We start from the raw sequence: 22659 nt of genomic DNA on the forward strand, positions 1-22659 counted from the left end.
AAAAGCCCGTTAATTAACGGGCATCTTATATTTTATAATGAATTTGTTGATAGATACAAGGATTAAGACTTTTTCTTTCTTCCTCTTTTCTTTACAGGAGTTGTAGCGACTTTTAACGCTTCAAAAATTTTCTTCGCTTCACTTCTTAAGTTATTTTCATAGATAAAGCGGTAGAAATTCTCTAAATCTGGTGAATTTCTGAAGTTCTTTGGTAGTCTATTGTCTTCTGTTGACATGGGCTCTCCTTATTAGACTGACATATTAACTTCAAAAGTACGCTTTATCAATTCTCTTTAAGCTTCTTTAAAGGTTGATTAAGCTTCTTTTGCTTCAATCATACCGTAGCTGTGCAGCTTGTTATAAAGAGTCTTAACTGTAATTCCAAGAACCTTAGCTGTTTTAGTCTTGTTACCACCTAGGTGATCTAGAGTTTGACAGATATGTTCTCTCTCAATTTCTCCTAGCGTCATTTCTCTAAAAATTCTAATTTCTTCTTTTTCTTCATTAATTTCAGCTTGCTCAACTTTAATGCTATCTGCAAGGTGATCTCTTTCAACAATCATTCCCGGAGATAGAACATATGCTCTTTCCATGATTGAGTGAAGTTCTCTTACGTTTCCTGGCCAGTTGTAGTCTTCAAGAAGCTTAACAACACCTGGAGACATAGACTTTTGAGCTTCTGGTAACTTTCCTAGGTTTAGGAAGTGGTTAGCTAGAATTTCAATATCTGACTTTCTCTCTCTTAGTGAAGGAATTCTTAAACCAATTGTTGATAGGTTGTAGAATAGGTCTTCTCTAAAAGTTCCTAGTGCAACACTTTCTTTCATGTTTAGAGAAGAAGCTGCAATAATTCTTACGTTTGATCTTAGTTTTTCATGAGTTCCAACTCTTGAGTAAGCAAGGTCGTTGATAAAGCTCATTAGTCTTGCCTGTACTTTAACTGGCATTTTATCAATATTGTTAATGAAGATTGTTCCACCATTCGCTGCTTCTAGAGCACCTTTTTTAATTCTGAAACCTCTTACAGCATCAACTTCTTCTTTTCCGAAGATTTCTGATTCTAGGTACTCATCATTACCCATTGAACAGTCAACTACGATGAAAGCGTGATTCTTTCTCTCTGAACGACAGTGAATTCTTCTAGCGATCATCTCTTTACCAACACCAGTCTCACCTGCCATGTAAGAGTTAACATCTGATGCAGCTACACGATCAACTGCAACTAGAAGCTCTTGCATGATTTCAGACTTACCGATGATCTCTTTCTCTTGAGTTGTTGAGCGAGATAGAGTTACACCTGGTACAGAGTTCTTTAGTTCAATTTCTTTTTCTTCGATCTTCTGCTTTAGTGATTCGTTAAGGAACTTAGCAGATAGATACATTTTCATATTCTTAAGTGGCTTTTGGATAGAGTTTAGGCTATCGATAACCATGTTAATGTCTTCTTTCTTAAAGTTAACTTCTTCGCTATTTCCTTTGAAAGAAATAGTACCGATGATTACACCATCGATGATCATTGGAACACACAGTTCAGAGTGAGATACTTCTGTTTTTGTCGAAGCAAATAGAGGATCTCTTTGTACGTTGTTTGAGAAGTAAGCACGCTTAGTTTTGATTACGTGTCCTACTGCACCAAGACCTTTTGAAATTCTTTGTGCGTTCTTTACAGCGCGAGCATCTTTAGCAACCATGCGACAGCTTCCGTCTTCGTGTGCAAGGTTTACGATGATTTCATCACAAACGATTTCTGATTTAAAGAATTTTGATAGTTCAGAAAAGAAAACCTGCTCATCTAAAGTTGTAAGAAGTGTAGACAGTAGATTTTCAATTTTTGTTGATTCTTTTTTCATTTCGATTGTCATGTATAAACTCCCGTGTAATTTTTAGTGTGTGTTTTGCGAAGCGTTAATCTAAGTTCATGATACAGCGCGTCTGAATTTTTTACAAGACTAAAATACTCGGTTGTTCAAAAAAAATATAGATATACTGTGATTATAATGACTTAAGCCATCTACCACTTGTACACTTTCCGAAATTTGAGGTCAGTGGCCCTAGGATTTTACCCCAAGTGTCCATAATATAGACACTTTGAGTGGCCTTAGACTGTGAAAGAACCCTCAAACTTGTAAAAATAATGAACTGTCCATCTTTTGAATACTCTGGATCCTCATTTGAACCGAAATCCTTTGTTAATCTAACGAGATTTTGGCCATCAGAACCAACCTTAAAGAGGTCAAAACGATTATCTAACCAGCTTGAGAAAACTATTTCTGAAGCACTTGGGTGAAAACGTGGAGTTGCATTGTATTTACCGACATAACTAATACGCTTCACATTCTTCTCTAGTCCACCTGGATCCATTGTGTAGATCATTGGCTTCCCAGGTCTTCCCGATAAGAACGTTAGGATTGAACCATCCGCACTAAGTGATGGATCAACGTCAGGAGCATAGCTTTTCGTTAGGCGTGTGATCGCACGAGTGTTTAAGTTCATACGGTAAAGCTCAGCATTACCTTGATGTGATAGCGTAAGAATAATTTCATCACCATTATTCGTAAAGATTGCACCAGAGTTAATCCCTTGCCTCTTTGATAGAATACTAGTTTTCTTAGTTGCTACATCATAGAGCATTAGGTTGACGTTCTTCTTTGCTCCTTTAACTGACTCATCAATCAAACTGTAAACGATTTTAGATCCATCGTGTGAAACCGCAGGAGAAAGTACAACACCATTGTGCCATGTTAATCTCTTTGGATTGGCACCATCAAAATCCATCATGAATAGTTCTTTCTTACCATCTGGCATTTTATAATCAGAAACGAAAACAATCTTATCTTTGAAGATAGAAGGCTTGCCTACTATTGCACGATAAATCTCATCTGAAACAGCGTGAATGGCAGCTCGATCATTGGCATCATAAGGAATCGACTTTGATATAAGCTCTTGTTCCGCAGCGATATTCCAAAGCTTATACGATAATGTCGTTTGCGTTGCACTTCTAATAATCTTAAATCGAACTAAGAAGTTCGTTTCTTTCGTTTTATAATTTGTAAATCGTACATTATCAAAAGATGTCTGAGAGATACGACGTGGCAGAACGTTGAAATAATTCTGATAAAACTTAAAGTCATTTCTTACTATATTGATGTAATTCTCTGACTGCTCGACTTCATTAGGTGTAAAAACTCCTTCAGAGAATATTTTTTCAACTAATAAGCTTTCTTTAACAACTTCAGCATCTCCTACAGAGACGACAGTCAGTCCACCATCAGCAATAACGTTAAAACATATAAGTAAAAAAACTAAATACTTCATAAAAACTCCTATATAGGAAAGGCAAGAACGAGTTCACCTGCCACTAGCCTATTAGTAATTTCTTTCTTCGGACGAGGAAATGAGCCTACCGCGCGTATTGATCCCACGGCCTTGCTATCATATTCCGCATTCCCACTCGATTTTATAATTTTATATTCTAATAATTTACCCTGTGAATTGATGAAAACCTGAACGTGACAAGATAATTCAAGATTCGCTAGATACGCTGGAAGTCTCCAGTGCTTTCTAACGGCTTCCATTACAGAGATAACATAATTGTCAAAGTCACCTTGTGCCTGGGCGCTACCAGTTCCTGTATAAGAGGACCCCTCACTTAACTTATTTCCAGCTGCAATAATGTTGCTATAGTCAGTTGTATCTTCAACGACCTTTTGCTTAGGCTTTACTTTTGATTTCGCTTTCGTATCTGTTTTTACGTTACGGTTCGCAAATTTTGACAGCATATCTTTTAAAGACTTTTGCTTTGCCGCTTTTTCAAGAACGGCCTTATCGCTTCCGCCTGTCTCCTTTGCCTTTTCCTTAATCACTTCAACTTTTTCTTGAGGCGGAGGAACCATTTTTTTTAGCTCTTGATAAGTCATTTTTGGCATGGCCACAACATCAACCTTAATGGCCTTTCCAATTACACGCACCTTATCTAGGTTGGCCCTCTTTGGATCAAAAGGTGTTCCTAGTTTGAAGATCGATAGAAGATACAGTCCTAGTATTAGGATTGCATGGGCCCCTAATGAGATAGAAATGTATTTATTAAAACTCTTTTCGATACTACTTATCCTCTAACTCTGTTACCAGAGCAATATCATTTATATTATTTGATTTTAAATAAGACATAAGCTTTGCTACCTTACCGTATTCAAGCTGATAGTCAGCTCTAAGGAAAAGAGTCTGTGATTTAGTCTCCTTTAACTTATTTGAAAGTACTGCAATTAGCTCACTTAATAGGATTTTATCCTTTCCAACATAATACTCTTCTGAATTTGTAAAACTTAAAACAACCTGAGAAGAGTTTAAGCTCATGACATTTACTTCTTTCGTTTTTGGTAAAGTAAGTTCAATCCCATTTAACATCAAGGGCGCTGTAATCATGAAGATAACAAGTAGAACTAACATAACATCAACAAGTGGTGTTACGTTGATCTCTGATACCGGTCCATCTCCATTACCACCAGAATTCATACCCATTGCTTACCCCTAAATTATGATTTTGAAGAAATATATCTTTCAACTTCGTTGATAAATTGATTACCAAAAATATGAAGTTGTTCTTTTAACTTATTTCTTCTTTGTCCAAATTTATTAAAATACCAAGTTGCAGGAATTGCAGCAACGAGACCTACTGCAGTTGCAACAAGTGCTTCTGCAATACCTGGAGCAACTGTTTCAAGAGTTGCACCACCGCTTGCAAGTCCAGAGAATGAATCAATGATCCCCCAAACTGTTCCAAATAACCCAACAAATGGTGTAATCGAGCCAATTGAAGCAAGAGTTGTTAGCCCATTGCTCATTTGCTGATCAACTTCAACTGCCTCGTTTGATAGAGCACGCTCCATTGATTGGTTCGCAATAGACGAATAATGTTCTTTAATAAGTCCATAGTTTTCACCTAAAGCAATTTCTGTTTTTTTAAGTTCTCTATAACCTGAAAGAAATAGTCTCCTTAAAGGACTATCTTCAATTGTTTGAGCATCATGATAAGCCTCCTCTAACGAGTTAACACCACTAAAGAATGTTTTGAACTCACGATTGGCCTTTTCTGTTTTATTAAAGAGTGATCTCTTTTGAAAAATAATAGTCCAAGAAAGCACAGATGCCGCGATTAAAAGAAGTAAGTCTAACTTAACAACAATGCTTGAATCTAAAAGGATTTGGAAAATATCTAAATTATGACCTTCCACTATACTTCTCCTTGCTTTTTTAAAATATATGAATATGCGGATGTAACAATTAATAAACTAATAGCTGGTACTATTAGGTTGCTTAGTTTTGAAAAGAATATCGAATAATATGTACCCCATAATGGGTCATGACCCAAGAAGGCAAAAAGAGGTACAAAGACAATTGATATAAATATCATTCCCTTAAGAACTGAATAATTAAATAAATAAAGATGAGCATAAGCTAAGAAAAATAAGAACATATGCCCAATTTCGAGACTTGTATTTCTTGGGAATAAAACAAAAAGAGATAGATATAAGAAAGATCCCTCAGTTAGAATATGAAATCCCTTACCTACTCTTCTAGACTTTAAAAAGATTTTTGAATTTAAGAACTCAAAGAAGAAAAATACGAAGATTAAGATATTATGAACAACTAATTGCCAAAAACTAAATTGAACATTCTCCATATGCGAAGGTCGACTAAAAAATACAAAGACAATCAAAGTTGCGATCGAAATTAAATAAGTTGGAACATTTACACTATTGTACCAATCGAAAGATAGCTGACTCTTGATATCTTTAAATTTCATATCTGAGAAAAAATAGATTGAAACGAGATATCCCAGAACTCTGGCCGTTACTAAAACTTGCCATGAAAAATCATAAAGCCAATTCTCTACAATTATAAGCTTATGCCCAAGCCTAAAGTGGAAGAACGTAATAATTGAGACAAGAATAAAGTAAATAATCCAGTATATTATTGTCGATGTGGCGTACTTTGCCAGATAAATAGATTTTTCTTTGGCGAATAACTTCATACTAATTCGTCGTTGGGTTTATCCAATTCAATTGCAGCTCAGGCGCTGGATAAATCTTTGAATAATTCTTATAAAGTAAATTCCCTTTTGTTAAAGAATCGATTTTCTCTAATAAGTGATAATAGTTTTTCCAATACTTTGGATTATTTTTTAAAATAATATCCATTTTCTTAGTTGTCTTGAACTGATCTTTGAAAGTAAAACCAGTGTTAAAAACAATATCACTGAATCGAGCCAATACCTTATGAAATTCTTCTTTTGGAAATTGCTTCTTATAAAAATTATTATTCATTAATTTCAATAGTGTTTCATCATCAAATTTTTTAATAAATTGTTGATCCTCTAATCTAAGTAAATCCTCAAATAGTAATAGAGATATTTGTAGTTTCGATAAATCCATTGCCCTAATAAATGGGACACTAATAACAAATAAATAGTGATTAGTTGATAGAGGAAAACCAAAGTGTGTCACATTAGGTGAGTTTAAATATAAAATATCAAACTTAATACCAAAATAGCCTACTTCCTTGAGAAACTTTGCATAATATTCACGAACACCAAAATCCGGCTTATGGAAATCCCATTTAAGAACACCAACATTTTTTACTAACCAATATTGTGTCATGATATGCCAAAAATCTTTTCCAGCAGGTGTATTATAAAAGGCCTTCTTTTGAGCATCGACATCAACTTGCTTTTTCTTTGCTTGCTTGGCCTTCTCTTTTGCAGCTTTTTCAAGCCCGTCTTTTTTTAGAACTTTTTGAATTTTATTAAAATTCACAAATTCATTTTCAACAGGAAGGTTGTCTTGTGCATTTATGTTAAATAAAAGGAGAAATGATAAGAAGTATTTCATTACTTACTCTCCCCTTTAATAAGAAGGTCTTGAAGCCTTCCCCAGTAATGTATTTCAGTAACACCGATATCAATTTGATCAAAAAATCGTCGATACATATCTTGCCAGCAGCTACTTGGTTTTGTCTGCGCCAAAACATTAGTACTCATAAAGCCTTTATAATTCGAATACTCTACTTGATAGAACTCTGAGATTGGTGAACTTAATACATAAAAAGGTTGTCCACACTCAAATGTAGAAAGTACTCGTGAGAACTTTGATGGGTTTTGATGCAGTTGAGAATAAACTGACTGCACGTAGTAAATCGTCTTCTTCTGCTCACTAGTAGACTGAGCCTTAGTTTGAGCAAAGGCCGGTAGAAGAAGAAAAAATACTACAAATATTCTCATTAAACTTTCCATCTAAATTGAATTGTTTCCCATTCGTGACATTGAGGACAACGCCAGAAAATTTCATCTGAGTTGTATCCACATTCACGACAGTAGTGCTTCGTAAGAGTTTGGTGCATATTTTCCAGAAGATCCTTTGTCTGAGTTACAGCCTCTTCCTTCTTTCCAAGCTCAATTAAAATTTTAATATATTCTGATTTTAAAGCTTGTGAAGTTGCATTTGATTTCTTATCCCACTCACTTAGCAACTCGTATGCTTTATGTAGTTTACTTTGTTGTTTATAAAGTCTGATTTTAGTAAGAATGATAGATTCATTAGAAAGTAATTCTTCATCATTCATTTCTAAAAAGTATTCAATCAGTAAATTCAATCTTTTAAAGTATTTCTCTTTTTCCTCTTCACTTCCCTTAAAACCTTCTTCAAGTGATTCAAATGCAAATGAAGCATACATTGGTTGCTCTTTTAATAGCTCAACAAGATAAAACTTCGCCTCATCTATATTTCCTTCATGAAGAAGAATTCTAAGTTTTAAAATCTTTGCTGAAACAGAAGGAGCAAAACGAAAACCATCTTCTAAATCCTCAATAGCTTTTGATAGTTGCCCATTTTCAAAGAACTTCTTGGCCTTTTGAACTAGAATATGTGAAATCGTTTCTGATTGATTCTCATGCCCTACTTTTGAAAGCATTATGCGGTAATTATAAGCTTGGTCCCAGTCCCCAATATCTTCATAGATACGGCAAAGAGATTGGATTACATCATATTCATCGCGGTTAATTTTTAAGACATCTTTATAAGTTTCGATGGCCTTATCAACAAATCCACCCTTATCAAAGTCAATTGCTAATTCCTTTAGGGCACGAATACGATGAGATTCGGAAATATTATCTCTGGCAATAAGGGAGCGGTGAATACTGATTGCTTTTTCAATTTCACCATTACTTCTAAATAGACCACCAAGTGCAAAATAAGTATCTATTGTTTCTCTATTAATATCGACTGCACTTAGAAACTCTTTAATCGCAAGGTCGCGATTTCCAGAAATTAAGTACTGAGTTGCATTTAGGAATACTTTTGATTGGGCTTCAAAAATCGAGTTACGATATCTTTTCGATAGTTTTACACCTGTGTCCTTCTCACTAAAATAGTGATAGATCAGAATAAGTGTAAATACGAATGCTACAACTGCTAGGATATGATCTTGTAGCCAATTTAAGTATATATGCATTATGCCTCTATTATTTGTACATTAATGTTGTCGAGCTGTTAGCCTTAACAAAGTTTTTAACGGCCCCTTTAACATCTTCTAAATCTTCTATAATTGAAAAGAAATTAGCTTTCTTTTTAATCTTCATTTCTGAAAGGTTTAAGTCCCCTTCTAGTTCAAGTTTTGCATGAAGTTGGCGAGCACATGGCCAAAGTCCAACAAGATCGTCAACAAGTCCAAGCTTCTTAGCTTGTGCACCTGAGAAAACTTGACCTTGAGCAACCTCATCTATTTCTACTGTGATTCTTTCACTACGCTGTGCTGCTACATCGTCTTTAAATTGCTTATGAACATCAAGAGTCATCTCAGTCATAAGAGCTCTTTCTTCCTTTGTCATTGAGCGATTTGGTTGACCAATATCTTTGTAGCGTCCGGCCTTAATTGTTTGTGGGTTAACCATGGCGAATTTATATAATTCAGAAAGGTCAACAAATTGCATGATCACACCAATTGAACCAGTAAGAGTTCCTGGTGATGAACAAATCTTCTCTGTTGCCGCACCAATATAGTAACCACCACTTGCAGCAATCGAAGAGAAAGAAGCATAGATTGGCTTTGGATTCTTTGTTACTTCAGCGTAACTTCCCGCTCCTCTAATTCTTAAAATTTCTTGATAGATTTCTTGAGTAGGTGCAACAGCTCCACCTGGTGAGTTAACTCTTAGGATAATTCCCTTTACCGATTCATCAGCTTCTGCACGATGAAGAAGTTGAATAGTCTTCTTCGCGTCCATGATGACACCTTCTACCTCAATCAGAGCAATCTTATCCTTAGACTTCTTACTCGACGAAGCAAGATCATTATTTCCTTTGAAAATTGTTACCGTATAAGCGGAAAATAAAATTAATACGACAAAGAAAACTGCAACCATTGCCATAAGGCCTATGACCGCACGATCTTTTGATTTTGATTTCGACAAAGCATCCTCCCTGAGCTTATAAATCCTACCCCTCTATCTTCCCAAAAATATTGGATTTCGTAAACTTTTTAACAAGTTACAAACTTGCCGATTAAAGTAAATTTGTCCCTATCCGAAAAGGTATAGGAATCAAACCGCAAATGCGAAGTGAGGGATATATGAAAGGTTTCAGCATTAAGACAATTGCCATAATTACTCTAGTAATTCAGTCTAGCATTGTATTTGCTGAGAAGTATGAAACACCCGCATTTTATCAAGAAGCGCAAAAGCCAATTTCATTCAAAAAGAAAGTAGTTCACCATAAGAGTCAAGAATCTTGGGAAGACTCTTATCAAGTGGAAGATGACTCTAAATCAGAGAAGTCAAAGCGTCTTCCATCTTCAAAGAATACAAAAGTTAAGTATTGGGATTACGAGAATAAGAAGTAATCTTACTTCCAAAGATTTAGATCTTTTTCAAGCTCACTCTTAAGCTGGCCGCAGGCAGCTAAGATATCACTCCCCTTTGTCGTACGAATTGTCGTCGTGATTCCACCATTATCGAGTTGATTTTTAAACCAATTGATACGACTTACACTCGGGCGCTTAAAGTTAGACTCGGGATACTCATTAAAAGGAATCAAATTCACTTTTGATACTTTCTTAGGGAGTAGCTTTAAAAGTGCATCGACATCTTCGGCACGATCATTATATTGATCGATTAAAAGATACTCATATGTAATATAACGATGGGCCTTAAGAGGAATCTCTTTAATGGCCGTTAGAAGTCTATCGAGATCATACGCCTTATTGATTGGCATAAGTTCTGTACGAATTTCATTGTGAGCTGCATGAAGTGAGATTGCGATATTAACAGGTGGAAACTCTTCTAATTTCTTGATAGCCGGTACTAGTCCAGATGTTGAGATCGTCACTCGTCTTTGAGAAAGACCTAATGCCTTTTCATCAACCATAAGCTCTGTTGCGGCCTTTACTTGTTCAAAGTTATGAAGAGGCTCTCCTTGACCCATGAATACAACATTTGAAAGTCTTTCTTCAGGTCCAACGTTTTCTCTTAGGAACTTAGTTACGGCAAGGAATTGTCCAATGATCTCCCCTGCTTCAAGGTGGCGCATAAGTCCCATTGTACCAGTATGACAAAATGTACAACCAATAGCACAACCAACTTGTGATGATACACAAAGTGTCTTGCGATTTGAGCGAGCTGGGATCATAACTGTTTCAACAGTTTTCCCATCTCTCATGGCCACAAGAAACTTTCTCGTTCCATCTTTAGATAGTCCATTCCAAACAATTTTAGGAAGTGTGAAATCAAAGTTCTCCTCTAAGAGCTCTTTAAGATTCTTAGAAATATTTGACCATCCCTCAGGATTATATTCGTGTTTTTCATAGACCCATTGAAGAATTTGATTTGCTACAAAAGCCTTCTGACCATTCTCAACGAGGAATGATTTCAAAGACTTAGGTGAAAGCGAGTAAAAAAGCTGCTTTTGCATATGATTCTCCAATATTAGGTGACATTTATATGGTCAGGGACTAAATATTACAAGCTCCTCTGTAGAATTTTTGCTATTTAGCCTATTCTTTGGTCTATTAAGGTTGAAATACAACAAAATCTGATGACATCAGGACAGATAGGAACTGAGATGAAAAAAATTAGCCTATTAATAACTTCCCTACTTTTACTTCAAGGCCATGCTCTGGCCGGAAATAATATGGCCAACCTGGTTTATAAAGTTCCGGCAAAAAATAAAATACTTTCAACAAAAGGCTCTCTTAACTGTTTCGATTGTAAAATGCCCTCTAAATTTACAGTCACGATTTGGAATATGTATAAAGGTAAAGAAGATTCTTGGTCAGCAGATTATTTAAAATTAGCTAGTGAGAGTGAAATCATCCTTGGGCAGGAGTTCTTACTTCAAGGTGAAATGAAGGACGTCTTATCTAATGCTAATCGCGAAAATATTTTGGCAACTTCATTTTATGATACGAATGGACAAGCAACTGGAGTTTTTACAAGCTCAACAGTAAAGGCCGTAAGTAAACAAGCCTTTCAAAGTAGCGACCGTGAGCCTATAGTTAATACACCAAAACTAGCGCTAATCTCAAAATACCCTGCTGATAATGGACAAATCATTACATTTATAAATATCCATGCTCTAAACTTTGTGGGAATCCAACCTTTCACAATTCAAATTGCAACACTTCTTAGTGCAATTAAAGATAATGCAGGACCAGTTATATTTGCAGGAGACTTCAACACAAATGCTCCGACAAAAACTCTCATAATGAATATGTTATTTAAGAAAGAAGGCTTCAAACAGGCCCGATATACTGGCAGAGATGATCGCATGACTTTTCTGGGACAACCTCTTGATCATATTTGGTATCGAGGGCTAAATCTTATTGAAGCAAGAGTTCTTGGTGAAATCGAAGGCTCCGATCACAAACCTATGCAGGCAGAGTTCGAGCTAATTGATTAAGTATTAGCTTTGACAGTTTAGCTGATAAAAAGAAAAATTCAGCTGCATTTCTTTGCACATTTGTGCTCACTTATAGATAATTAAGATTAAGTATATTCAAACAAAAGGATTTGTTATGAAAAAGCTTATGATAAGCTTAGCCGTTGCTTTATTTGCAACTCCATCATTTGCCCAAGAAAAGCTCGTACACAAAATACCAAGCGAAGATAAAATCATTCAAGTTAAACAAGGACTTTCTTGTCATGATTGCCCATTTCCTAATGAATTCAAACTGACGGTTTGGAATATGTATAAAGGCAAGAAAGATAGTTGGCAAATAGACTTTGAAGAATTAATGAATGAAAGTGATATTCTTCTAGGACAAGAATTTAGCTTTAAAGGAAAAATGAAAGCGCGTCTCTTTAATCCGGAAGATGAAGAGATTATTCTTGCAACTTCATTTATTAGTTGGGGTAAGCACAATACAGGTGTAACTAATATTTCTAAATATCCAACGATTCAGATAACTCCTCTACGAAGTAAAGTGAGAGAACCATTTATTCGCACACCAAAACTATCTCTTGCGAGTCAGTATAAACTTGAAGACGGTAGGAGTATTACTTTTATCAATATTCACGCTATTAATTTTGTAAAAAAGAAGTCTTTAAAAAAACAAATCAATCAAGTCGTTAATTACATTAGAACAACAAACGGTCCAGTCATCTTTGCCGGTGACTTCAACACCAACTCTAAATCTAAAATAAAAATGATGAGAAATATTCTAAGTAGTGAAGGTTTTCAGGAAGTTAAATATACTGGTGAAGATGATCGTATGAAGTGGCTTGGTAATAAACTTGATTATATTTGGTACCGCGACCTTGAGCTAATTAGCGCTAAGGTTCGCGGAGATGTAGAAGGCTCAGATCATAAGCCTTTACAAGCAAGTTTCAGAATTCCTATCGAATAAAACTCGATAGGAATCCTTTCTTTGTTCTTTCTGGATTCTCTAAGACATTGCCATGTTCAATGAATGCTTCTAATAGCCCACCAATTTTCTTAGTAACTTCTAATACTTTGTTGAAACACTCTGGGGAAATAAGACAAACCTTGTCTTGCTTTAGTCGATCACTTAAATCATAAGCAAATTTCGTAAGCTCCTCTTCATCGAAGAAACCACTTAAGTAGCCATCAGAAGTAATTTCCATACGGGGACCAAGCTCAACTTCATTAAAATCAATTGATGACTTTGCAGTAAATATTGATCGGATAAAGAAAAGACTGTGCTCTTCACTATAGACATAACTTACATATAAAACTTTATCACTTCCACCCATCTCTACTCCGAAATTATCCCAAAATCTAATGAAATACTTCCCTTAGGCATAAAGCTTAGCTCGATCTCATGTGGAGTATTATTAATCTCAACATGATTTTGATCAATCATTTTTTGGAAAACGTATTCCGATGGATATTTAATATTAAGTTTCTGTTTATAACTTGAAGGATTAAAAAAGCTGATGCGCTTTACCTTATCATACTTAAGGTCTGAAGACGCAACCGCCCTCTCCTGCCACTTGTATCTAACTTCACCACTTTGAGAAATATCACATCCAACATAACCTATGCTCTTTGTAACTTTTGACCAAAATGTATTTAACTCATCATCACTACACTCTTGAAAATCATTTGAATTAAAAATAAGAAGTCTTCCCTCACCCATTGTGACAGTATTGATCTCAGTTAGAAAGCGAATCTTTTCAACACTTAATTCATTTTCTAAGTAGAATGACTCCAGTCTTCTTCTTAAATTCTTTTCAAGGTATGCGATATCAATAAGTACTTTTCCACCGCTCATGAAGAGTTTCAACACTTTACCTAAAAGTTCAGCGTTGATTTCTTTTCCATTGAAGTAAAAAAATTGAAATGGGCTTTCAACAAAATCTTCCCAGTGGAACTCATTTATATCGCTATAGCTATAATTCCAACTAAATTGACTTTTACAAAAATCAATAAAGCCAGAAAATGCAATGATCTCTTTGCTCTTAAAGTCTTTCACATTATGAAAGATATTAACCGCATTTGAAGTTTTAAAAATAAATTCATTATCTGAAAGTATCGTCTTATCGTTATAGAATTCGTCCAAACGAGAAGAATTAATGACTTGTTTCTTTAAATCAGAATAGATCCCATTCTTATTTCGATTTGGAAGAAGAATTGATGAAGGAAGAATTCCATTATCCAAACTCTTAAGGGCATCATCAATAATCTTCGTATCACTTACTTGATCAAGCATTCGGTTTTCAATTGAATTCATCGATCCTTCTAAGAAGGAAAAGTTCTTAACACCTTGCCAGTTCTTGTCTAAAGAATGCTTAACGATATCAATATAGATATGAGAGATTGTTTCATTATATTCAATAATAAACTCATGCTCTTGTTCAGCAGTTATTTTCTCAAGCTTAAGTTCCGCCTTCTTCATTTCCACAAAACGACTAAATCCACTTTGGAATGCGATTGAGCGATCAAAAATATAAGAATGAAAGTGTCCATGAGAATAATGACCACAATTAGCACCCCATAAAGGAGCATTAATTCCACTTTCTTGAAAATATGAGTTTAGCTCAGAACAAAAGCGAGTAAATCCCTTATAAACACGTGGATCATAGAAGCTATAAAAGTTATGAATTGTTCCGTCACTATCAGCACTTGCGCGATTAAGGCCATATTGATCACAGCTAGCTGTTCTTGCTAAAAGATATGGAATTCCACCATTTGGTAAATAAGGTACTGGTGAAACAGGTAAAAGAAAGATAATTTCCTTATCTAGCTCTTTGCAAATATCATAAAGGCGCTTGAAGTCCGTCTCGGGCTTTTGCTTTGCAAAATCAATCTTATCCCCCGTATCAGTATGGAAGCTCCAATTAATCGGTACGATAATCTTGTCCGTTAAAGACGTTTGTTCAATTTTAGATTTCCAAAGAGAAGCTGAAGTTTTCCAGTAGAAAAACCAATTCTCTCCTGGAAATACCGTGTCCTCATCCTTGACTACAGGTGTTGTAAGCATCAATCGACTCCTTAAAAAAAATTGTAGGTCATGTAAAACACTTTGACAATTTCAAGGACTTACAATTTTTATCTTAAGCCTAAATATTGGATATTGTCTAAAAACATCTTTGGGATTATTGCCATAGGATGTAAGACACGGTAAGTTATTTTGATTAAAATAGACAGAGGGGATCATATATATGTGGTATTTCACAGAGGAAGAAAAACAAATCCAAAAAATGTGTCGTGACTTTGCAAGACAAGAACTAGCTCCTGTTGCAGAAAAGCATGATACTGAAGAAAGTTTCAATATGGATGCTTTCAAAAAAATGGGTGAAATCGGAGTTCTTGGAATAACTGCTGATCCTGAATATGGTGGTGCTGGAATGGGTGCACTTGCCGCAACTATCGTTATGGAAGAATTTGGAAAAGCATGTGCTTCTTCAACTCTTTCTTACCTTGCCCACTCTATCCTTTGTGTTAATAATATTGAAAATAACGCGTCTAAAGAACAAAAAGAAAAATACCTTCCAAAACTAATCACTGGTGAGCACATCGGTTGTATGGGTATGTCTGAACCAGAATATGGATCAGATGCTGTTGGTATTCAAACAAAAGCTGAGAAAAAAGATGACCACTACCTTCTAAATGGAACGAAGATGTGGATCACAAATGCACAATATGCAGATATTGCTTACGTATACACAAGAACAGGTAAAGAGAGAAAAAATCTTTCAACATTCATTCTTGAAAAAGACAAAGGTCACTTTGACTTTGGAAGCCCAATTCACAAGATGGGTATGCGTGCATCGCCTACAGGTGAGCTAATCTTTGACAACGCTAAAGTTGGTCTAGAGCAACTTGTTGGCAACGAAGGTGATTCAATTTACCACATGATGAAAAACCTTGAGATTGAAAGAATCACTATTGCAGGTATCTCACTTGGTATCGCACAAGCTTGTGTTGATCAGTGTATTAAATATGCAAACGAAAGATCACAATTTGGAAAAACTATTGGTGAGTACCAAATGATCCAAAAAATGATTGCGGAAATGGCAACTGAAACTGAGATGATGAGAAACTTCCTATACAACGTAGCTTACCGTTACGATCAAGGAGAAAAAGGTCCAGTAGTTGCTGCACAAGTAAAATTAGCTATTCCAAAGATGGCAACTAAAATTGCACTTGATGCGATCCAACTTCACGGTGGATATGGTTATTCAAGAGAGTTCCCGGTAGAGCGTATGATGAGAGATAATAAGCTTAACGAAATCGGAGCGGGAACAAATGAGGTAATGATTATGATTATTGCCAAAAATCTTCTAGCACAAGCAAGAATGTAAATAATAAAAAAGCAGCTCTAAGAGCTGCTTTTTTTATGCTACTTTTAATTCAGTTTGTGTTTCACCTGAACCATATAAATCAAGGGCCCAAGTATGGACGAGATTTTCAATCTCTGTCTTTTCATCTTTCTCTTTAGTAATACGTGTACGAACAAACTTAACAAAATCACGCCAGCTATCATCTCTACCAGCAAGGATTTTACTCTTTCTCATCTCATCACGTTCAACAGATTCAAATTCAATCTGCATTAGATCACGGGCCTTCGTTCCATCAGGAGCAAAAAGATCAAGATAATACATTCTCTCATTCTCATCCATTGCAAAAAGAAGTGAAACCTTCTTCCCTAGATCATAAGTAGCTAGAGACTCTTTTAAGAACTTTGTCGGTAACTCTCGTACTAGCTCGGAAGGAAAGTTCTTCTGGCTAAGTTGAGTGAACTCTTCAACATTAATATTCTGCTTAAGTGTATTGAAAATACTTCTTTCAACAGCAGAAGAAACATTTGGAAGAATATCATAAAGCTTCTCAACAAATGGTAGCTTTGACTTCGATTCAACATATTGTGAAAGAACTTCTTTAATACGAGCCTGGTTATCCCTAACCTCACTCTCTTGAATAATTACTGAAGACATTAAAATCTGATCAACAGTTTCTGGTTCACAACTAGAAAGAACTTCAGCGATAAAACTCTCACTTAAAGCATTAAGTACAAGTGAAACAATATATGGATCTTTTTCATAGATCTGATTGATCATATCAGCATTAAGCTTTAGTAATAAATCGTAAGTGTTAGGATCTTCAATAACTGAAGGTAGGATTACACTTTGTACGATTTGGTTACTAATAAAGTCATTTGCAATAGAAAGCTCATTTGCAGTAAGAGGCTTATTTAGTAAGTCTCTCCACGTTGCTTTTTCTGGCTCACTTAACATCTTGAAAACATCTGCTAGTGCACTATTATCAATTTGTTGTACAAGTGCTCTAAGAGCAGCATGTCCACTTTTAGAATCTTGAGCAATCCATTTTTTCACAAGAAGGATAGCTTCTTGTGGTGTATTATTAGCAAAAACTTTAAATCTCTCGATACCATTAAGAGAGTGAACACCTGCAAGGCCATCTCCACTACCACCACCGGCAGAGATCATCTCGCCCGCACCTGACTCATCATCAGATTCAGACTTGTCACTTTGCATAGTAAAATTACCACCAGCTTGTGAAGCACTATTTAATTCAAAGAATCTTGAAATTAGACGGTTACCAACAAATCCAATAAGTAACACACCAAGGACGATTGCAATGATATTTGAAACACTACTTAATGCTTTTAAGAAGTCACCTTTTGAAATGACATCTTCTTTTTGAGGAACATTAATAGTGTAAGAAAATTTAAAGTTAGGAGTAATATCATTCACACCAAGTTTAATAGACTTGATAAGACCCTCAATTCTAACTCTTTCATCCTTAGCAATATCATTTGGAAGACGTACTGAAATATTAATTTCAGAGATATTTTTAAAAATATCTATTGAAGTATTATACTTCCACATCTGTTCGATCATACTAGGCTTTGCCTTAGTAGCGTCTTTTAGCTTTTTAATTTGCTCAACAAGTTTCTCTTTCTCTTTAGAGAAATCTTCTTTCATTTGATTCATTTTATCTTTAGAGCTATCCCCCATCGTTAGAAGGATTTTTCCTGAAGGAGAGAAATCATTGAAATCATCAATAAGAGGTGCCTCCATACCAAGGCGAGAAAATACAATACTCTCTCCGTAGTCTGTTTCAGGAACATCATTTGTAAACTTGATTTCAGCATCAGATTTTGTTTTCTTCTCTTCATCAGACTTTGCCATTTCAGCATCATCAGACATATCAAGAGTATTTCCATCTTTCCCGTTTACTCCACCATTGCTTCCTTGAGGAGCGGGATTGAGTGGAATACTAAAATTTGGAGTTTCAGGTGTATTCGTTACAATTTCTACATCAACGAAAAAATGTTCATGGCCCAGAATAACTCCGGTACCTCTTTGTAACTTATCGTGAACCTTCATTTCTAGTTCATTCTTTTGCCACTCAAGACTTGGTAAAACATTCATCTTCGGATTTGAAATTGCTGCAGAAGAAAGTAATAGTAATGAGATAAAAGCTAACTTCTTCATTATTTACCTCCTTCATTCTTAGAAACATTAAATTTCTTTTCTAAGTAAATCTTCATTTTATAGGCTTCTCTATTCTTTGGATTAATCCCAAATGCTTTACGATAAAAAGCAAGAGAGTTTTTAAAGTCTTTCTTCATATAAGAAATAGAGCCCTTCATTTCGTGAATAATTGAAAAATGAGGAAATTTTGCTTCTAGCTTTTCTAATTTTGCAAAAGCTAGGTCGAAGTTCTTACCTCTCATAAGTCTTAGTACGTCAAATAAATCACCTACTAGGAAATCGAAGTCTTGTGCTAGTTCGATATCTTTTTCAACTTTTAAATTAGCACTAATATCAATATCTGATTTCGCAAGCATTGGAACTGACAAACTGTAAGGCTCGAAGCCTGGCTTGAATACTTCAATTTGTACTGGACCATTTGCTCCATAATTGGTTTGCATTGTTTCGACATCAGTTTCATAAGGAGTTTTCCCAAGAGAAACTCTTTTTCCATTTTTATCAATAACATAGACATCACAATCACTAGGATCAGACTTAACATTAAACTTAGCAGCAAATACAGATGTAGATAGTAGTAGTAATAATAAGTACTTCATTAAAAAATTATTTATAGATATTGGCTAATACCTACAAATACCCCCATTTTAATTCCAGTTGTTTTAATTCCAGTTGCACGACTAACTGCCGCTTCAGCTTTAATTGTTCTATTCTTCCCCCAGCGCCATCCGCCACCAAGGTTAACTCCCAAATCAAAGAAAATATCTGAGTATTTAGCAGATTCGGTATTGTAAATAACATAACCAGGACCAACAAAAGCACCCCAATAGTACTTACTAGTCGGTGTAATCGTTAGATTCTGTCCATTACTTGTATAAGTGTACTTAGTTCCAATATCACCAAAGTACCAGTTCATTCCAATCGTCGTTGAGTAAACACCTGTTCCTTCCGCCGACATCATTGGAAGAACTCCACTAATGTAGTAACTCTTTTTTAATTCTGACTTAAATTCCCAATTCACTTGAATAGAAATTGCAGAAACAGCAGCTGCAGCAGCATCTGCACTTTCCCCACCAGTTGAACTACCGTCAGTATTCTGTAAAGTACTCTCATTTGGTGTTACCGAATAGTTCATCATTCCCAGTGATATACTTGCAGAATTAAAGAACTTTTCATTTGCAAAGATACTTGTACTCAAGAGAGTAAGTATCAATAGTTTCTTAAATGTCACTCACTGTTCCTTTTGAAACATGCCATCGAACACCATCGATATCGTTTACATTTAATGTGATTTTGAGTTTTGATTGATGATCAGCTCTAAAGTTTTTCACATAAATTGATGTATAAAGATCAGGAAGACGAGATTCCATCACCTTGCAAATATCGTTTAATCTCATTTTTCGTCCATGCCAACTTACATTTGCTTGAAAGTCACCGTCTGAGAAATTGAAATTTGTAAAAACACCAGTTAACTGAAGTCCATTCTTCCCACGACTAAACTCAACCGAACATTTTGTATCTTCAGTTTTTAGATTAAGCACCCCATAAAGTAGCTCAACAAAATCTTTTAAAAGCATTTTTGCTTCATTTGTATTTGCATACAGAAGACAATCATCCGCATATTGAAAATCATTAAGTGTTAGATTATTGTTAATCCAGTTTAATCTTTTTCCAAACACTTCATCTTCAATAAAATTATAAGCATCAAGCTTCTTTGACTCCATTAGAGCTGTTCTTTTAAGTGAGATCTTATTCATTACATCAACAGGAATCTTATAGATCCAACCATAACGATAACCAGTCGACTGATCCATTGATGTATGGATGATATAGTCATTTAAAATATCATTACAGTTCTTAAAAAGGTTACTTGTATCTGCTAATCCCTTCTCTTTGCGAAAAGTTTTTTTGAAGAAAGCGTCCCAATTTCCACCTTTTAGATTAACGTTATTAAACATCTTTCTAAATTCAGAATTCACTTTGATAACTTGGTCATTTTCATCAATAACTACTAAAGCAATACCTGGAAGATTTTTAAAAACCTTAGTCTTCTTAGCTGTTTTTTCTAAATCAACCTTATGATTTGTATTGTCTGCCACATCAAAGAACTTCATTCATTACCTCGCGATTTCTAAACTGTAGAAAATCTTTTTCATCAATATTCTTATATTTTACTTTTAAAACTAGATTAGTTTTCTTCCCACTTCGTGTAAGTCTAATTGCAACTAGATTAGAGAATCCACGACGGCCAAAGATATCCCTTTGCATATTCGCCACAGTAGTACGAACATTACCAATATTACAAAGTTGTATAGTCATAAAACTTGGCGTTACGTAAAGCTTTACGGCTCCAATATCACCAATAACTCTCTTTAGTAGCTTCATTTCTTCGATTAGTAACTTTTGAACGAGATAAGCATTAATCAGTTCTTTCTCTAAACTATTTTGTAGAATTTTAACTTCCACATTTTTAATCTTAAGAGCCTTTACACATTGATCTCTAAACGACTTACTAAAAATTGAAAAATCTTTAACTTGTTGCCTTTGGTTATCACCAAAATAAATTAGTGTTTCCTCATGCGTTGGTCTCACTTCTGGAGATGCATTAGAAAATAGGCTTTCAATTTTTTCCTTAAAATCCATAATCATTATTCCTAATTATAAACTAGCCTTACGCCAAATATTTGATGAGATGTATCGAATGCCGATGATGCTGCAGATGCAAGATTTACAATTTCAACATACCCACCAAGACCAAATTTCTTATATAAATTAACTGAAAAATCGAGAACATATTTATCACCATCAAGTGGTGCAGAGTCTCCATTTGTACTTAAATCAGAAGATCCAATTAATGCCTTTTTATAAAAACCTTCGATAACAGTTTTTTTGGCGAAATGCTCGCTAATGTACTTAAATCCAAATCCAAACCAAAAGACATTATTGGCAAAACCAGAAACCCCGGCCCCTCTATCTTTAATATTGGCAAAACTAATACGCTCATATTCAGCATCAACTGAAGCAAAGAAAGAATCTCCTATAAGAAGTTTGTTATATGCTCCAAAAACAGACATACGAGGAGATATCCCATAAGGATTTTCACTAAGAATATTTGAAAAAGCACCACCAATAGAAAAGTATTCTTGCCACTCTTCTACTTTGTAATTACTTAGATATGTTAAATTAATACTCGTAAGATTTGTTCTTGTATCTACTGTTTCATTTGTACTTAGAGTGTTAGATGCTAAAGTTGTCTCTTTAAGATATCCAATCGCATAAAAGCTATCTGGTATAAGAGTAAGAGTAGAAGGTTCTACTTTTTCTGGTTTTACATTCATTCTTAAGTCTAGATCTGGTGATTTAAACTCACTAATTTTAACCTTATCTTCTTTTTTCTTTTTCTTTTTCTCTAATTTTTTGTTTTTTAGCTTCTTTACATCGGCACCAACAATAATTTCTTCAACAGCTGCAGACTCTTCAACTGAAAAAATACTAACGGCATTAGCATTTACAACTTGTGAATTTCTTTGTGAGTTAATTGCAGAAACTATATCAGAATTTAATTTCTTCTTTATTTTCTTCTTCTCTGGAGTTTCTTTTGAAGGACGTAAGCTTGAAGACCCATCTCCGTAGAATAGTTCATACAATAGTTTTCTTACTTCTAAGTGAAATCTCTTTCTTGGAACGTTATTCTTTGAAACTTCTGTAACAATCTTTCCATTTTGGATATCTTGAATTTTAAAATTTAAAACATAAGAGTTTTCACGTTCTCTTTTCGTTGAAATATCTAGAGAGAATGTATTTTGATAGATGGCCTCAGCACTATCCCCCATTAAAATTTCAAATGAAGATGTTCCTAGAACGATTTCCATTGCTGACTTACGAATAAGTGAAAGGTCTTGCCTTTCTATTCCCTTTGCCTGAACAACTCGAATCATCATGTAAGGAGTAATCTCTTCATCTTGAACAGTCGTCACTGAAGCTGCCTTAACATCGGCTGTTACAGCGTTTCCATCCTTTGCGAATGAAAGAGATGATAAGAGAAATGTTAGAATATAAATGTAAAACGAGTTCATCACCTATATATTCTAAATTAATAAAATATCAATTAATACAGGGCAAAAATCTCTTAAACCATCTGATTTTATTGAGTTTTTTATGAAGATTTTGTTAAGAATTAAACTAAAAAGAGG

General features: G+C 34.9%; 24 protein-coding genes. 4 read left to right on the forward strand and 20 right to left on the reverse strand.

From position 1 onward, the window contains the following. Window positions 1-62 precede the first annotated feature (62 nt). From ACMAYX_RS11010 to sppA, 11 genes are all read right to left on the reverse strand, one after another. On the reverse strand, window positions 63-236 hold the full coding sequence (locus ACMAYX_RS11010) for a hypothetical protein (RefSeq protein ID WP_158246753.1): 174 nt from the start codon (window positions 234-236) through the stop codon (window positions 63-65). A 78-nt stretch (window positions 237-314) separates the two neighbouring features. Then, complete coding sequence (locus tag ACMAYX_RS11015) at window positions 315-1862, reverse strand: sigma-54-dependent Fis family transcriptional regulator (RefSeq protein ID WP_103216370.1); 1548 nt, start codon at window positions 1860-1862, stop codon at window positions 315-317. Between the two features lie 130 nt (window positions 1863-1992). Next, window positions 1993-3315 carry a TolB family protein gene (locus ACMAYX_RS11020; protein WP_392990921.1) on the reverse strand — a complete coding sequence of 441 codons (1323 nt, stop codon included), beginning with the start codon at window positions 3313-3315 and terminating at the stop codon, window positions 1993-1995. 8 nt (window positions 3316-3323) lie between these two features. Then, complete coding sequence (locus ACMAYX_RS11025) at window positions 3324-3968, reverse strand: TonB family protein (protein ID WP_392990919.1); 645 nt, start codon at window positions 3966-3968, stop codon at window positions 3324-3326. Between the two features lie 133 nt (window positions 3969-4101). Then, window positions 4102-4518 carry a biopolymer transporter ExbD gene (locus ACMAYX_RS11030; RefSeq protein ID WP_392990917.1) on the reverse strand — a complete coding sequence of 139 codons (417 nt, stop codon included), beginning with the start codon at window positions 4516-4518 and terminating at the stop codon, window positions 4102-4104. A 14-nt stretch (window positions 4519-4532) separates the two neighbouring features. After that, window positions 4533-5231, reverse strand: a complete 699-nt coding sequence (locus tag ACMAYX_RS11035; RefSeq protein WP_158246752.1) for a MotA/TolQ/ExbB proton channel family protein — start codon at window positions 5229-5231, stop codon at window positions 4533-4535. Further along, window positions 5231-6031, reverse strand: a complete 801-nt coding sequence (locus tag ACMAYX_RS11040; protein WP_103216365.1) for a hypothetical protein — start codon at window positions 6029-6031, stop codon at window positions 5231-5233. The genes ACMAYX_RS11035 and ACMAYX_RS11040 overlap by 1 nt, the downstream gene beginning before the upstream one ends. A gap of 1 nt (window position 6032) precedes the next feature. After that, the gene (locus ACMAYX_RS11045; protein WP_103216364.1) at window positions 6033-6887 is read right to left on the reverse strand and encodes a hypothetical protein; all 855 of its coding nucleotides are present in this window, start codon (window positions 6885-6887) and stop codon (window positions 6033-6035) included. Beyond that, window positions 6887-7276 (reverse strand): SH3 domain-containing protein, encoded by a 390-nt coding sequence (locus ACMAYX_RS11050; RefSeq protein ID WP_103216363.1) that lies wholly within the window; start codon window positions 7274-7276, stop codon window positions 6887-6889. Before ACMAYX_RS11050 ends, ACMAYX_RS11045 begins: the two co-directional genes overlap by 1 nt. After that, window positions 7276-8505: a hypothetical protein gene (locus ACMAYX_RS11055; protein WP_103216362.1), complete on the reverse strand. Its 1230-nt coding sequence runs from the start codon at window positions 8503-8505 to the stop codon at window positions 7276-7278. The genes ACMAYX_RS11050 and ACMAYX_RS11055 overlap by 1 nt, the downstream gene beginning before the upstream one ends. Before the next feature lie 10 nt (window positions 8506-8515). Further along, complete coding sequence (gene sppA / locus ACMAYX_RS11060; protein WP_392990913.1) at window positions 8516-9463, reverse strand: signal peptide peptidase SppA; 948 nt, start codon at window positions 9461-9463, stop codon at window positions 8516-8518. Window positions 9464-9621: 158 nt separating this feature from the next. Between sppA and ACMAYX_RS11065 the strand changes: the two genes are divergently transcribed. Next, window positions 9622-9891 (forward strand): hypothetical protein, encoded by a 270-nt coding sequence (locus ACMAYX_RS11065; RefSeq protein ID WP_146037736.1) that lies wholly within the window; start codon window positions 9622-9624, stop codon window positions 9889-9891. 2 nt (window positions 9892-9893) lie between these two features. Here the strand turns inward: ACMAYX_RS11065 and rlmN are convergent, their stop codons facing one another. Next, window positions 9894-10958: a 23S rRNA (adenine(2503)-C(2))-methyltransferase RlmN gene (gene rlmN, locus ACMAYX_RS11070; protein ID WP_103216359.1), complete on the reverse strand. Its 1065-nt coding sequence runs from the start codon at window positions 10956-10958 to the stop codon at window positions 9894-9896. Between the two features lie 150 nt (window positions 10959-11108). On the opposite strand from rlmN, the gene ACMAYX_RS11075 reads away from it, so the two are divergent. Continuing rightward, window positions 11109-11945 (forward strand): endonuclease/exonuclease/phosphatase family protein, encoded by an 837-nt coding sequence (locus ACMAYX_RS11075; protein ID WP_412462950.1) that lies wholly within the window; start codon window positions 11109-11111, stop codon window positions 11943-11945. Between the two features lie 115 nt (window positions 11946-12060). After that, window positions 12061-12891, forward strand: a complete 831-nt coding sequence (locus ACMAYX_RS11080) for an endonuclease/exonuclease/phosphatase family protein (protein WP_412470885.1) — start codon at window positions 12061-12063, stop codon at window positions 12889-12891. Here the strand turns inward: ACMAYX_RS11080 and ACMAYX_RS11085 are convergent. Next, window positions 12881-13258, reverse strand: a complete 378-nt coding sequence (locus ACMAYX_RS11085) for a hypothetical protein (protein ID WP_103216356.1) — start codon at window positions 13256-13258, stop codon at window positions 12881-12883. The two genes, ACMAYX_RS11080 and ACMAYX_RS11085, sit on opposite strands and share 11 nt — an antisense overlap. 2 nt (window positions 13259-13260) lie before the next feature. After that, window positions 13261-14988: a hypothetical protein gene (locus ACMAYX_RS11090; protein ID WP_103216355.1), complete on the reverse strand. Its 1728-nt coding sequence runs from the start codon at window positions 14986-14988 to the stop codon at window positions 13261-13263. 181 nt (window positions 14989-15169) lie between these two features. Here ACMAYX_RS11090 and ACMAYX_RS11095 point away from each other — a divergent pair, with 181 nt between their 5' ends. Continuing rightward, the gene (locus ACMAYX_RS11095) at window positions 15170-16312 is read left to right on the forward strand and encodes an acyl-CoA dehydrogenase family protein (protein WP_103216354.1); all 1143 of its coding nucleotides are present in this window, start codon (window positions 15170-15172) and stop codon (window positions 16310-16312) included. A gap of 33 nt (window positions 16313-16345) precedes the next feature. Here ACMAYX_RS11095 and ACMAYX_RS11100 read toward each other — a convergent pair whose 3' ends face one another. From ACMAYX_RS11100 to ACMAYX_RS11125, 6 genes are read right to left on the reverse strand one after another with little or no spacing between them, the layout of a single operon-like run. Then, window positions 16346-18469, reverse strand: a complete 2124-nt coding sequence (locus ACMAYX_RS11100) for a hypothetical protein (RefSeq protein WP_392990906.1) — start codon at window positions 18467-18469, stop codon at window positions 16346-16348. Next, window positions 18469-19065, reverse strand: a complete 597-nt coding sequence (locus ACMAYX_RS11105; RefSeq protein WP_103216352.1) for a tetratricopeptide repeat protein — start codon at window positions 19063-19065, stop codon at window positions 18469-18471. The genes ACMAYX_RS11100 and ACMAYX_RS11105 overlap by 1 nt, the downstream gene beginning before the upstream one ends. An 11-nt stretch (window positions 19066-19076) precedes the next feature. Further along, a complete protein-coding gene (locus ACMAYX_RS11110; protein WP_393022148.1) occupies window positions 19077-19664 on the reverse strand; it encodes a hypothetical protein in 588 nt (195 codons plus the stop codon). A gap of 22 nt (window positions 19665-19686) precedes the next feature. Continuing rightward, window positions 19687-20580, reverse strand: coding sequence for a hypothetical protein (locus tag ACMAYX_RS11115; RefSeq protein WP_392990903.1), 894 nt, complete (start codon window positions 20578-20580; stop codon window positions 19687-19689). Next, window positions 20567-21109: a hypothetical protein gene (locus ACMAYX_RS11120; protein WP_412462955.1), complete on the reverse strand. Its 543-nt coding sequence runs from the start codon at window positions 21107-21109 to the stop codon at window positions 20567-20569. Before ACMAYX_RS11120 ends, ACMAYX_RS11115 begins: the two co-directional genes overlap by 14 nt. Before the next feature lie 11 nt (window positions 21110-21120). Further along, window positions 21121-22545: a hypothetical protein gene (locus tag ACMAYX_RS11125; protein ID WP_412471950.1), complete on the reverse strand. Its 1425-nt coding sequence runs from the start codon at window positions 22543-22545 to the stop codon at window positions 21121-21123. Between the last annotated feature and the right edge of the window lie 114 nt (window positions 22546-22659).

Source organism: Halobacteriovorax sp. RT-2-3, from assembly GCF_047085075.1.
Taxonomy (GTDB): Bacteria; Bdellovibrionota; Bacteriovoracia; order Bacteriovoracales; family Bacteriovoracaceae; genus Halobacteriovorax_A.